12 protein-coding genes are annotated in these 13,364 nt (G+C 61.3%); all 12 read left to right on the forward strand.

Features of this window, described 5'->3' with window-relative positions; all coding sequences use genetic code 11:
- Window positions 1–7: 7 nt before the first annotated feature.
- A complete protein-coding gene (leuD, locus tag KW849_RS07965; protein ID WP_157711688.1) occupies window positions 8–652 on the forward strand; it encodes a 3-isopropylmalate dehydratase small subunit in 645 nt (214 codons plus the stop codon).
- A gap of 136 nt (window positions 653–788) precedes the next feature.
- Window positions 789–1,556, forward strand: coding sequence for a class I SAM-dependent methyltransferase (locus KW849_RS07970; protein WP_218428891.1), 768 nt, complete (start codon window positions 789–791; stop codon window positions 1,554–1,556).
- Window positions 1,557–1,621: 65 nt separating this feature from the next.
- On the forward strand, window positions 1,622–2,704 hold the full coding sequence (gene leuB, locus KW849_RS07975) for a 3-isopropylmalate dehydrogenase (protein WP_108217787.1): 1,083 nt from the start codon (window positions 1,622–1,624) through the stop codon (window positions 2,702–2,704).
- A 66-nt stretch (window positions 2,705–2,770) separates the two neighbouring features.
- Window positions 2,771–3,883 (forward strand): aspartate-semialdehyde dehydrogenase, encoded by a 1,113-nt coding sequence (asd, locus tag KW849_RS07980; protein WP_008075929.1) that lies wholly within the window; start codon window positions 2,771–2,773, stop codon window positions 3,881–3,883.
- A gap of 179 nt (window positions 3,884–4,062) precedes the next feature.
- On the forward strand, window positions 4,063–5,073 hold the full coding sequence (locus KW849_RS07985) for an aspartate-semialdehyde dehydrogenase (protein WP_218428892.1): 1,011 nt from the start codon (window positions 4,063–4,065) through the stop codon (window positions 5,071–5,073).
- A gap of 128 nt (window positions 5,074–5,201) precedes the next feature.
- Window positions 5,202–7,805, forward strand: a complete 2,604-nt coding sequence (locus KW849_RS07990) for a FimV/HubP family polar landmark protein (protein ID WP_218428893.1) — start codon at window positions 5,202–5,204, stop codon at window positions 7,803–7,805.
- Window positions 7,806–8,100: 295 nt separating this feature from the next.
- Window positions 8,101–8,925 carry a tRNA pseudouridine(38-40) synthase TruA gene (gene truA / locus KW849_RS07995; protein WP_218429137.1) on the forward strand — a complete coding sequence of 275 codons (825 nt, stop codon included), beginning with the start codon at window positions 8,101–8,103 and terminating at the stop codon, window positions 8,923–8,925.
- Between the two features lie 63 nt (window positions 8,926–8,988).
- Window positions 8,989–9,615, forward strand: a complete 627-nt coding sequence (locus KW849_RS08000) for a phosphoribosylanthranilate isomerase (RefSeq protein ID WP_218428894.1) — start codon at window positions 8,989–8,991, stop codon at window positions 9,613–9,615.
- 217 nt (window positions 9,616–9,832) lie between these two features.
- Window positions 9,833–10,753, forward strand: coding sequence for an acetyl-CoA carboxylase, carboxyltransferase subunit beta (accD, locus tag KW849_RS08005; protein WP_218428895.1), 921 nt, complete (start codon window positions 9,833–9,835; stop codon window positions 10,751–10,753).
- The gene (folC, locus tag KW849_RS08010; RefSeq protein ID WP_218428896.1) at window positions 10,750–12,057 is read left to right on the forward strand and encodes a bifunctional tetrahydrofolate synthase/dihydrofolate synthase; all 1,308 of its coding nucleotides are present in this window, start codon (window positions 10,750–10,752) and stop codon (window positions 12,055–12,057) included. The genes accD and folC overlap by 4 nt, the downstream gene beginning before the upstream one ends.
- Complete coding sequence (locus KW849_RS08015; protein WP_218428897.1) at window positions 12,041–12,703, forward strand: SPOR domain-containing protein; 663 nt, start codon at window positions 12,041–12,043, stop codon at window positions 12,701–12,703. Before folC ends, KW849_RS08015 begins: the two co-directional genes overlap by 17 nt.
- Before the next feature lie 98 nt (window positions 12,704–12,801).
- Window positions 12,802–13,362: a CvpA family protein gene (locus KW849_RS08020; protein WP_218428898.1), complete on the forward strand. Its 561-nt coding sequence runs from the start codon at window positions 12,802–12,804 to the stop codon at window positions 13,360–13,362.
- Window positions 13,363–13,364: the final 2 nt, after the last annotated feature.

The raw sequence follows: 13,364 nt of genomic DNA on the forward strand, positions 1-13,364 counted from the left end.
GCACAGCATGAAAGCTTTTACCCAGCACACTGGACTTGTCGCGCCTTTGGATCGTGCCAACGTCGACACCGACCAGATCATCCCGAAGCAGTTCTTGAAGTCGATCAAGCGCACGGGTTTTGGCCCGAACCTGTTCGATGAATGGCGTTACCTGGATGTGGGCCAGCCTTATCAGGACAACTCCAAGCGCCCGCTGAACAAGGACTTCGTCCTCAACGCCGAGCGCTACCAGGGCGCCAGCGTGTTGCTGGCCCGAGAGAACTTCGGTTGCGGCTCCAGCCGCGAGCACGCGCCGTGGGCGCTGGAAGAGTACGGTTTCCGCAGCATCATCGCGCCGAGCTATGCCGACATCTTCTTCAACAACAGCTTCAAGAACGGCTTGCTGCCGATCATCTTGAGCGATGCCGAAGTCGATGAGCTGTTCCAGCAGGTCGAGGCCAATCCGGGCTATCAGTTGCAGGTCGATCTGCAAGCCCAGACCGTGACCCGCCCTGACGGTAAGGTGCTGAGCTTCGAAATCGATGCCTTCCGCAAGCATTGCCTGCTCAACGGCCTGGACGATATCGGCCTGACCTTGCAGGACCATGAGGCAATTGCGACGTTTGAGGCCAAGCACCGGGCGAGTCAGCCGTGGTTGTTTCGCGACGCGTGATTTTGCGTAAGGCGTAATGACGCCATCGCGAGCAGGCTCGCTCCTACATTTGAAATGCGATCCCCTGTAGGAGCGAGCCTGCTGGCGATGAGGTCCGAATGAACACCACAAGACTCATCCCCAAAAGGAAGTCCCCATGACCAGCACCGCCCAGCACACCCAGGTAGTCCAAAAGCAATTCGGTGAACAGGCTTCGGCCTACCTGAGCAGCGCCGTCCACGCTCAAGGCACTGAATTCGCGCTGCTACAGGCCGAACTGGCCGGGCAGGGCGATGCCCGGGTCCTGGATCTGGGCTGCGGTGCCGGCCACGTGAGTTTTCACGTAGCCTCATTGGTGAAAGAAGTGGTGGCCTACGACCTGTCGCAGCAGATGCTCGACGTGGTGACCGCTGCCGCTGTCGATCGTGGCTTGAGCAACGTGTCCACGGTCAACGGTGCCGCCGAGCGGCTGCCGTTCGCCGATGGCGAATTCGATTTCGTCTTCAGCCGTTATTCGGCGCACCATTGGAGCGATCTGGGCGTGGCGTTGCGGGAAGTGCGCCGGGTGTTGAAACCGGGCGGTGTGGCGGCGTTCGTCGACGTGTTGTCACCGGGTAGCCCGCTGTTCGACACTTACCTGCAAAGCGTCGAAGTGCTGCGCGACACCAGTCATGTGCGCGATTATTCCGCCGGCGAGTGGTTGCGCCAGGTCAGCGAGGCGGGGCTGCACACCCGCAGTACCACTCGTCAGCGCCTGCGTCTGGAGTACAACAGCTGGGTCGAGCGCATGCGCACACCTGAAGTGATGCGCGCGGCGATCCGCGAGTTGCAGCAGTCGATGGGCAATGAAGTACGCGAATATTTCGAGATTGAGACCGATGGTTCGTTCAGTACGGATGTGCTGGTACTGATGGCAGAACGATAGGCGCTGAGCGATAGAATTTTTCCGGGAGCGCCCCAGGGCGCACCGACTGATGACATGAGGAAAGCATGAGCAAGCAGATTCTGATTCTCCCAGGTGACGGTATTGGCCCGGAAATCATGGCCGAAGCGGTCAAGGTTCTGGAGCTGGCCAGTGACAAGTTCGCCCTGGGCTTCGAACTGAGCCACGACGTGATCGGCGGCGCTGCCATCGACAAGCACGGCGTGCCCCTGGCCGACGAAACCCTGGAACGTGCCCGTGCGGCCGACGCCGTGTTGCTGGGTGCCGTTGGCGGCCCGAAATGGGATGCCATCGAACGTGACATCCGCCCTGAGCGCGGTCTGCTGAAAATCCGTGCGCAACTGGGCCTGTTCGGCAACCTGCGCCCGGCGATCCTGTACCCACAACTGGCCGAGGCTTCCAGCCTGAAGCCGGAGATCGTTTCCGGGCTGGACATCCTGATCGTGCGCGAGCTGACCGGCGGTATCTACTTCGGCGCGCCTCGTGGCACCCGCACTCTGGAAAACGGCGAGCGTCAGTCCTACGACACCCTGCCGTACAGCGAAAGCGAAATCCGTCGTATCGCCCGTGTCGGTTTCGACATGGCCATGGTCCGCGGCAAGAAGCTGTGCTCGGTAGACAAGGCCAACGTACTGGCCTCCAGCCAGCTGTGGCGTGAAGTGGTCGAGCAAGTGGCCAAGGATTATCCTGAAGTCGAACTGAGCCACATGTACGTCGACAACGCCGCCATGCAGCTGGTGCGCGCGCCGAAGCAGTTCGACGTGATCGTCACCGATAACATGTTCGGCGACATCCTGTCCGACCAGGCCTCGATGCTCACCGGTTCCATCGGCATGCTGCCGTCGGCGTCCCTGGACACCCACAACAAAGGCATGTACGAACCGTGCCACGGTTCGGCGCCGGACATCGCGGGCAAAGGCATTGCCAACCCGCTGGCGACCATTTTGTCGGTGTCGATGATGCTGCGTTACAGCTTCAACCAGCAGGCTGCAGCCGATGCCATCGAGAAAGCGGTGAGCCTGGTGCTGGATCAGGGCTTGCGCACGGGCGACATCTGGTCGGCCGGTTGCACTAAAGTCGGTACGCAGGAAATGGGTGACGCAGTAGTCGCCGCGCTGCGGAATCTGTAATCTCTCGGGCCCGCTGCCAAATTCAAGACAGGGCAGCGGTCCACATTTCAAGAAGGTGTAGTTGCGATGAAACGTGTAGGTCTGATCGGTTGGCGCGGTATGGTCGGTTCCGTGCTCATGCAGCGGATGCTGGAAGAGCAGGATTTCGATCTTATCGAGCCGGTGTTTTTCACCACTTCCAATGTCGGTGGCCAAGGCCCGTCCGTGGGCAAGGACATTGCTCCGCTCAAGGACGCTTACAGCATTGAAGAGCTGAAAACCCTCGACGTGATTCTGACCTGCCAGGGTGGCGACTACACCAGCGAAGTCTTCCCCAAGCTGCGTGAAGCCGGCTGGCAGGGTTACTGGATCGACGCCGCTTCCAGCCTGCGCATGCAGGATGACGCGGTGATCGTTCTGGACCCGGTCAACCGCAAGGTGATCGACCAGCAGCTGGACGCGGGCACCAAGAACTACATCGGCGGCAACTGCACCGTCAGCCTGATGCTGATGGGTCTGGGTGGCCTGTTCGAAGCCGGTCTGGTGGAGTGGATGAGCGCCATGACCTATCAGGCGGCCTCCGGTGGCGGGGCGCAGCACATGCGTGAGCTGATCAAGCAAATGGGGGTGACCCACGCCGCTGTCGCCGATCAACTGGCCGATCCGGCCAGCGCGATCCTCGACATCGACCGTCGTGTTGCCGAAGCCATGCGCAGTGACGCGTACCCGACCGAAAACTTCGGCGTACCGCTGGCCGGCAGCCTGATCCCGTGGATCGACAAGGAACTGCCGAACGGCCAGAGCCGCGAAGAGTGGAAGGCCCAGGCCGAGACCAACAAGATCCTCGGTCGCTTCAAGAGCCCGATCCCGGTCGATGGCATCTGCGTGCGCATCGGCGCCATGCGCTGCCACAGCCAGGCGCTGACCATCAAGCTGAACAAAGACGTGCCGATCGCTGATATCGAAGGGTTGATCAGCCAGCACAACCCTTGGGTCAAGCTGGTGCCGAACAACCGCGAAATCAGCATGCAGGAGCTGAGCCCGACGAAAGTCACCGGTACCCTGAACGTGCCGGTTGGCCGTCTGCGCAAGCTGAACATGGGTTCGCAGTTCGTCGGCGCGTTCACCGTTGGCGACCAGTTGCTGTGGGGCGCGGCCGAACCGCTGCGCCGCATGCTGCGGATCCTGCTCGAGCGTTGATCGGTTGATGCAATGAAAGAACCCGTGCCTTGAGAGAGGTGCGGGTTTTTTTATCCTTGTAGGAGCGAGCTTGCTCGCGATGAGGCCGGCACGAACACCACAAATCTCCCGCCGAATTGCCTGCATCCCCCCCCACCCGGTAAAGTGCCGCTCCCCCCGTTTCGCCAGAGGTCAAACCCATGAGCCAGTCCATTGATATTGCCGTGATCGGCGCCACCGGTACTGTCGGCGAAACGCTCGTGCAGATTCTCGAAGAGCGCGATTTCCCGATCGGCACCCTTCATTTGTTGGCCAGCAGCGAATCGGCTGGCAGTTCCGTACCGTTTCGCGGCAAGAACGTGCGGGTGCGGGAAGTCGATGAGTTCGACTTCAGCAAGGTGCAATTGGCTTTCTTTGCGGCCGGCCCGGCCGTTTCGTTGAGTTTTGCTTCCCGCGCGACCGATGCCGGATGCTCGGTGATCGATCTCTCCGGTGCCTTGCCGGCCGAAAAGGCGCCGCAGGTCGTGCCTGAGGCCAACGCTCAGGTGTTGGGCGGCTTGAAAAAACCGTTTCAGGTCAGCAGTCCAAGTCCGTCAGCCACCACGCTGGCGGTAGTGCTCGCGCCGCTCATGGATTTGCTCGATTTACAGCGCATCAGCCTGACCGCCAGCCTGGCGGTATCGGCCCAGGGCCGCGAAGCCGTGAGCGAGCTGGCGCGGCAGACCGCCGAGCTGCTGAATGTGCGGCCGCTGGAGCCGAAATTCTTTGATCGGCAGATGGCCTTCAACCTGTTGGCCCAGGTCGGCAAACCGGATGAGCAAGGTCATACGTTGCTGGAAAAGCGCCTGGTGCGTGAGCTGCGCCAGGTCATGGCGCGGCCGTCATTGAAGATTTCCGTCACATGCATTCAAGCCCCGGTGTTTTTTGGCGATAGCTATAGCGTGACCCTGCAGTCCGCGAGTGAAATCGACCTGGCGAAAGTCAATGCGGCCTTGGAAGACGCACCCGGCATCGAGCTGGTGGAGGCCGGTGATTACCCGACCCCGGTGGGCGATGCGGTAGGGCAGGATGTGGTCTACGTCGGTCGGGTTCGCCAGGGTATCGACGACCCGTCGGAACTTAATGTGTGGCTGACGTCAGATAACGTACGCAAAGGCGCCGCGCTCAACGCGGTGCAGCTGGCCGAGTTGTTGCTTAAAGACCTGCTGTAAAAGATACTTTGCAACAATTTGTCGAATGATTACGCGCGACGACCCTCGCCGTTGCGCGCAATGCCTTACGGCAGCGACTATCAATATCTTCTCGCTGGCCGAGGAATGTTCAAACTAAGGAAGAGCTAATGGTTCAAGTTCGCAAACTGGTGTTAGCAATAGCGGCCGCCTCGGCGCTGTCCTCCGGTATGGCGCATGCCCTCGGGCTCGGGGAGTTGACCCTGAAATCGACGCTCAACCAGCCATTGGTAGCGGAAATCGAGCTGCTCGATGTCAAGGATCTCACCGCTGCCGAAGTGGTGCCGAGCCTGGCTTCACCAGACGACTTCGCCAAGGCCGGTGTCGACCGCCAAGCGTTTCTGAACGACTTGACCTTCACCCCGGTGCTAAACGCCAGCGGCAAAAGCATCCTGCGCGTGACCTCCAGCAAGCCACTCTCCGAACCCATGGTGAAATTCCTGGTTCAGGTCATGTGGCCGAACGGTCGTTTGCTGCGCGACTACAGTGTGCTGCTCGATCCGTCCAAATTCTCGCCGCAGACCGCTGAAGCGGCGGCGCAACCAACGTCAACGGTTGCCGCGCCCGTCACCGGTGCGACCAAAGCGTCCCAATACACCACCACACCGCGCGATACCCTGTGGGAAATCGCCGCGAAGGCGCGTAATGGCGGATCGATCCAGCAAACCATGCTCGCCATCCAGGCGCTGAACCCGGACGCCTTCATTGACGGCAATATCAACCGCTTGAAAACCGGCCTGGTGCTGCGCCTGCCGGACCAGGCGCAAAGCGCCGGCCTGCCGCAACCCAAGGCCATTGCCGAAGTGGCCGCGCAAAACAAGGCCTGGCGTCAGGGTCGTCGTTATGTGGCGAAACCCGGGGCAGGAGAGCAACAGCTCGACGCCACCAACCGCGCACGCACCGATGGTGCTCCGGCTCAAGCCGCCACCGACAAACTGAGCCTGGTTTCTGCCGAGTCCGGCAAGAACCGTGGCAAAGGACCTGCCGGCGATGCCCGGGCCCTCAGCAACAAGCTGGCGGTGACCCAGGAAAGCCTCGACACCAGTCGTCGTGATAACGCCGAACTGAAAAGCCGCATGGCCGACCTGCAAAGCCAGGTGGACAAGCTGCAGCGCCTGATCGAGCTGAAGAACAACCAATTGGCCAAGTTGCAGGTCGAGGGCGCAAATGGCGCCCCAGCTGCTGCGACGGCTCCGGCAATGTCGGCCGAACTGGCTGCCAACCCGGGGGCAGCGCCTGCTCCGGCTGACACTGCGCCAGCGCCCGAGGCAGCTCCAGCGCCGGCCGGGCAGCCCCTTGAGGCGACACCAGCGACGTCCGACGATCAGAAGTTCAATGAGTTGCTGACCAATCCGGTGCTGCTGGGCCTGGTGGGTGGCGGTGCGGTGATTCTGCTGCTCTTGCTGCTGTTGCTGGCGCGCCGCCGCAAAGCCCGGCAAGAAGCCGAAAAGCATATGCGCATGGCCCGTGCCTTGGCTGAAGAACAGCCGTTCTCGGCCGATTTCGACTTGCCGGAAAGCAGCTTCGAAGGCCTGGAAGTTCCACTGCCGAGCGCGAAGCTGGCGACTGCTCCGACGCCTGCTCCCGCGCCAGCGCCGGTAGTCGCTCCGGTCGTGATGACCACGCCGATTGCCGCGCCATTGGTGGCGCCGGCTGCCGAGCGTTCCGATGATGTGTTGAGCCAGGCTCAGTCGCACATCAATGCCGGTCGCTTGAACCAGGCTGCCGCGTTGCTGGAGGATGGCGTCAAGCAAGAGCCTCAGCGCAGCGATTTGCGCTTGAAACTGATGGAGGTCTACGGACAGCAAGGCGATCGCGATGCGTTCGTCGGCCAGGAGCGTCAGTTGGTGGCCAATGGCGACAACTTCGCCAAGGTTGAAAAACTCAAAAGCCGTTTCCCGGCCATGGCGCTGGTGGCTGCCGGTGGCATCGCCGCAGCCGCCGTTGCCGCCGAGCTGGATGCGCAATACGTCAAGGATCTGTTGCTCGATGAGCCGCAAGCGCCGGCGCCAGAGCCAGAACCAGCGACGTTCGGGGATGATCTCGACAGCGCCTTCGACCTGAGCCTGGATGATCTGGACGCGATCACGCCTGTGGCGCCTGCACCTGCGCCGGAGCCTGAAGTGGCGGCGCTGGCAGACCTGGACGAATTCCCGCTGGATGACGATCTGAGTTTTGAGTCGGTGTTGCAGCAGCAGACTGAAATCAAGGAAAACCTCGACGATCTGTCGGACTTCGACCTGGACCTGGATCTCGGCGCAGAACCGTTGCCGGCGATACTGGCTGAAGACGATTTCCTGCTGGATCTGGACGAAGGCGTGAAGGATTTTCCGGTCGCCGAAACCCCGGCTGTTCCTGAGGTCGCGCTGGATGATCTGGATTTGCCGGCCGATTTCGATCTGTCACTGGCCGATGAAATGAACGCACCGGACGCGTTCGCGGCAGAGCTGGATGATGTCAACGCCGAACTGGAGAGCTTGTCCAGCAGCATCGGCGAGCCGACCTTCACCGAAGCGGATGCCGCACTGGGTGACGATGATGACTTCGACTTCCTCTCGGGCACTGACGAAGCCGCCACCAAGCTCGATCTGGCTCAGGCCTATATCGACATGGGCGACAGCGATGGCGCTCGCGACATCCTCAATGAGGTGGTGAGCGAAGGCAGTGCCGAGCAGAAGAGCGAAGCCGAGGAAATGCTTTCGCGCCTGGCTTGAGTGATTGGTAGGTTGTAAAAAGAGCGGCAGCCCATTGAGGCTGCCGTTTTTGTTTGGCTGGTGTGCGTTGGTGACTGTGAAATTGCTTTCGTCGGATCGCCGCCCGGACCAAGCCCGCTCCTACAGGGTTCTGTGGGCGACATAAATCACTGTAGGAGCGGGCTTGCCCGCGAAAGGGCCGGTGCAGTCAATGGAGATCCCTCTGGCATCCCCGCCCGGCGGCCTTATAATGCCCGCCTTTGGTACATCAGCAGGCTGTCCCTCCTTGGCAAATATAGATAACCCGGCCGCCGAAATGGCTGCCGACGGCTTTTTCCGCATCGCGCTGGGCGTCGAATACAAGGGCTCGCGCTACCGCGGCTGGCAGCGCCAGGCGTCCGGGGTGCTCACCGTGCAGGAAACCCTCGAAAACGCCTTGTCCAAAGTCGCCGATTCACCCGTTTCGCTGATGTGCGCCGGGCGTACCGATGCCGGGGTGCATGCCTGCGGACAGGTGGTGCATTTCGACACCCGGGTCGAGCGTTCGATGAAGGCCTGGACCATGGGCGCGAACATCAACTTGCCCCACGACGTCAGTGTCAGTTGGGCCAAGGTCATGCCGGCGCATTTCCATGCACGGTTCAAGGCCATCGCCCGGCGTTATCGCTATGTGATCTACAACGATCAGATCCGCCCGGCGCACCTGAACGAAGAAGTGACCTGGAATCACCGTCCGCTGGACGTCGAGCGCATGGCCGAGGCCGCCCAGTACCTGCTCGGCACCCATGATTTCAGCGCTTTTCGCGCCGGTCAGTGCCAGGCCAAGTCGCCGATCAAGGAGCTGCACCACCTGCGCGTCACCCGTCACGGCAAGATGATCGTGCTGGATATTCGCGCCAGCGCCTTCCTGCATCACATGGTGCGCAACATTGCCGGCGTGCTGATGACCATTGGTGCCGGTGAGCGTCCGGTGGAGTGGATGAAAGAGGTGCTGGAGAGCCGGATTCGCCGGACCGGTGGCGTGACGGCGCATCCGTTCGGGTTGTATCTGGTGCAGGTCGAATACCGTGACGAGTTCCAATTGCCCGAGCGTTACATCGGTCCACACTTCCTGACCGGTTTCTCGGAACTTGGCGGCTGACGCCCTCGAATGCTTTTGTTACCATCCGGGACTTTCCCGGATTTGTCTTGGAGTTGTGTCGACATGTCAGCCGTTCGCAGCAAGATCTGTGGGATTACCCGCATAGAGGATGCGTTGGCAGCCGTCGAGGCCGGGGCGGATGCCATCGGATTCGTGTTCTACGCCAAAAGCCCCCGTGCGGTGACGTTCCAGCAGGCGCGCTCGATCATCAAGGCGCTGCCGCCGTTCGTGACCACCGTGGGCTTGTTCGTCAATGCGAGCCGTTGCGAACTGGGTGAGATTCTCGACGCGGTGCCCCTGGACCTGCTGCAATTTCACGGCGATGAAAGCGCGGCCGAGTGCGAAGGTTGGCATCGCCCGTACATCAAGGCGCTGCGGGTCAAGGCGGGTGATGACATCGCCGCGGCCTGTGATGCCTATGCCAGTGCCAGCGGGATCTTGCTCGATACCTATGTCGAAGGCGTTCCCGGAGGAACCGGCGAGGCATTTGACTGGTCACTGATACCGCAAGGCCTGAGCAAGCCGATCATTCTGGCGGGCGGTCTGACGCCGGATAACGTCGCCGAAGCGGTTGCGCGCGTCCGGCCTTATGCCGTGGATGTCAGCGGCGGGGTAGAGGCGAGCAAGGGCATCAAGGATCACGCAAAGATTCAGGCATTTATCAAAGCGGTACGTGGTAGCACCTGTTGATGTGACGGCTGGCAGACTGCCGCCGTCCACTGCACTGTACAAAGCGGATGCACTGCACACAGCAGGCAGTTCCGAGGGTTTGTGGTTGCACGCAGGTCATGTTTCGCGCTGACCGTGGCAGTCCATCACCCCTCTTCGCACACATGAATTTAGCGCTAGGGCATACACGGGGCCGCGAACCAGAGCGTTCGGGCCGCCGGTACTGGAGAAAGAAAGCATGAGCAACTGGTTAGTAGACAAACTGATCCCTTCGATCATGCGTTCCGAGGTCAAGAAGAGCTCGGTGCCTGAAGGTCTTTGGCACAAATGCCCGTCTTGCGAGGCTGTGCTTTATCGTCCGGAGCTGGAAAAGACCCTGGACGTTTGCCCCAAGTGCAACCATCACATGCGTATCGGCGCCCGCGCCCGTATCGACATCTTCCTCGACGTTGAAGGTCGTAACGAGCTGGGTGCAGACCTGGAGCCGGTTGACCGTCTGAAATTCCGCGACGGCAAGAAGTACAAGGACCGCCTGACCGCTGCACAAAAGCAGACCGGTGAGAAAGATGCGCTGATTTCCATGAGCGGTACCTTGCTGGGAATGCCGGTCGTGGTTTCGGCGTTCGAGTTTTCCTTCATGGGCGGTTCGATGGGCGCCATCGTCGGCGAGCGTTTCGTTCGCGCTGCCAACTACGCCCTGGAAAAACGTTGCCCGATGATCTGCTTCGCGGCTTCCGGCGGTGCGCGGATGCAGGAAGCGCTGATTTCCCTGATGCAAATGGCCAAGACCTCCGCGGTGCTGGCGCGTTTGCGTGAAGAAGGCATCCCGTTCATCTCCGTGCTGACCGATCCGGTCTACGGCGGCGTTTCCGCCAGTCTGGCGATGCTGGGCGACGTGATTGTCGGTGAGCCGAAGGCGTTGATCGGTTTTGCCGGTCCGCGTGTAATCGAGCAAACCGTGCGTGAAAAACTGCCGGAAGGCTTCCAGCGCAGCGAGTTCCTGCTGGAGCACGGTGCCATCGACATGATCATCGATCGTCAGGAGCTGCGTCCGCGTCTGGGCAACCTGCTGGCGCAAATGATGGGTCTGCCAACGCCGCAGTTCGTGGCTGCCCCTATCGAGCCGATCGTGGTTCCACCGGTACCCGCCAGCCTATGACCCAACGTACCCTTGGCGAATGGCTCGCCTACCTCGAGCAGTTGCACCCTTCGGCCATCGACATGGGCCTGGAGCGGTCGCAGCAGGTAGCGTCCCGCATGGGATTGGGCAAGCCGGCGCCGCGGGTGATTACGGTCACCGGGACCAACGGCAAGGGTTCCACCTGTGCGTTCGTGGCGTCCTTGCTGCGGGCCCAGGGCTTGAAAGTGGGGGTTTACAACTCCCCACACCTGCTGCGTTACAACGAGCGGGTACAGCTCAATGGCGTCGAAGCCACGGATGCCGAGCTGTGCGAGGCCTTTGCTGCGGTAGAGGCCGGGCGCGGTGATACTTCCCTGACTTACTTCGAAATGGGCACCCTGGCGGCGTTCTGGCTGTTCCAGCGCTCGGGGCTCGATGCTGTGGTGCTGGAAGTCGGTCTGGGCGGTCGCCTGGATACGGTCAACGTGGTGGACGCCGACGTGGCGCTGGTCACCAGTATTGGCGTCGATCATGCGGATTACCTCGGTGATACCCGAGAGTCCGTGGCCTTCGAGAAGGCCGGTATTTTCCGTCAGGGCGCGCCTGCGCTCTGCGGCGATCTGAATCCTCCACAACCGTTGCTGGACAAGGCGCGCGAGCTCAAGTGCCCGTTTTTCCTGCGTGGGCGCGATTTTGATCTCGGCATGACCGATCACAATTGGCAGTGGCGCGGTGTCGATGCGCAAGGGCGCGCGGTTGAACTGCGCGACCTGCCACTGCTCGATCTGCCGATGGAAAACGCTGCGCTGGCGTTGCAGGCGTACCTGCTGCTTGGCTTGCCTTGGGTGGATGCGCAGATAATCGAGGCGCTGCGGGCAACGAAGGTGGTCGGTCGTCTGGATCGCCGTGAGTTCGAGTGGCAAGGCAAGCGCTTGAATCTATTGCTGGATGTGGGGCATAACCCGCATGCGGCGGAGTATCTGGCGCGTCGTCTGGCCAGTCGCCCGCCGGTCGGCAAGCGTCTGGCGGTGTTCGGTCTGTTGGCGGACAAGGATCTGGATGGTGTTGTCGGCGAATTGAATGCTAGTGTCCAGCACTGGGCCGTTGCACCTCTGGATTCGCCTCGGGCGCGTTCGGTCGCGGATCTGCACGATGCGTTGCAAGGTCTTGGTGCGTCGGTCACGTCATACGGCAGTGTCGCGGCCGCCCTGGAAGGGCAGTGCGCGCAGGCCACGAGCAACGACGAAATCCTGTTGTTCGGATCATTTTATTGTGTCGCCGAGGCCCTTGAATGGCTGGCCCGGCGCTCCACGGAGGACGCGGCGAATGGCATTGCTGGATAAGGCATACAAGCAGCGCATGGTTGGCGCCCTGGTGTTGGTCGCGCTGGCGGTGATTTTTCTGCCGATGCTGTTTTCCCGCCAGGACGAACAGCGCCAGGTGACGGTCCAGGCGCCCGCGGCTCCGCAGGCGCCTGCGATGCCCCAGGTACAGGTCGAGCCCGTGGTGGTGCCCGAGCCGCAAGCATTGCCTCAGGAACCCGTGCCGAGCGATGAGGAAATCGCCCAACAGGAATCGGCGGTGCCAACTGCGCCGGTAGCGCCTGCGGCTCCAGCGCCAGCAGCCAAGCCGGCTGCGCCTGCGCTGATCCCGGCTTTGGCGGCCAAACCTGCGACAGCGCCTGCCCAGCCGATCACCGCGGCACCGGGCAAGCCGGACACCACGCAAAGCCGTGTCGATGCCAATGGCTTGTCTGTCAGTTGGTCGGTGCAACTGGCCAGCCTGTCGAGTCGTGAAAGCGCGGAAAAACTTCAGAAAACCCTGCGCAGCCAGGGTTACAACGCCTATATCCGTACCGCCGATGGCAAAAACCGGGTGTTTGTCGGGCCGCTGATCGAGCGCGCCGAAGCCGACCGGCTGCGTGACTTGCTGAACCGCCAGCAGAATCTCAAGGGGTTTGTGGTGCGCTTTCAGCCGGAACGTGGCTAAAACTATCGCCCCGATATGAAATGCACTGGCAATAGCAGCTTACCGATAAGCACGGGCTCTGCTAAAATGCGCCGCCTTATCCGTCTGTAGGCTGCACTGTGCCATTTACCTGGGTTGACTGGGCGATCGTAGCGATCGTCGCCATCTCCGCATTGATCAGTCTGAGCCGCGGCTTCGTCAAAGAAGCATTGTCGCTGCTGACCTGGATCATCGCAGGAGTCGTTGCCTGGATGTTCGGTGGCTCACTGTCCGAGTACCTCGGCGGGTACATTCAAACGCCATCGGCTCGTATAATCACGGGCTGTGCCATCATGTTTGTCGCCACTTTAATCGTAGGCGCAATGATCAATTATCTTATCGGCGAACTGGTACGTGTCACCGGGCTCTCCGGGACCGACCGATTCCTCGGCATGGCCTTTGGCGCCGCGCGTGGCGGGTTGCTGGTGGTCATCGCCGTCGGGCTGTTGAGCCTGGGGCCGGTACAGCAGGACGGGTGGTGGATAGAATCACAGCTCGTGCCAAAATTTTTATTGGTCGCCGACTGGTCCAAAAACCTGATCCTCGGGTGGAGCAGTCAGTGGCTTGCCAGCGGAATCAGCGTACCCGCTGATATACCGTTCAAGGAGCACCTCTTGCCGATGGCCAAAACGCCTCAGTGAGT

The organism is Pseudomonas sp. PDM26 (assembly GCF_019219185.1).
Lineage (GTDB): Bacteria > Pseudomonadota > Gammaproteobacteria > Pseudomonadales > Pseudomonadaceae > Aquipseudomonas.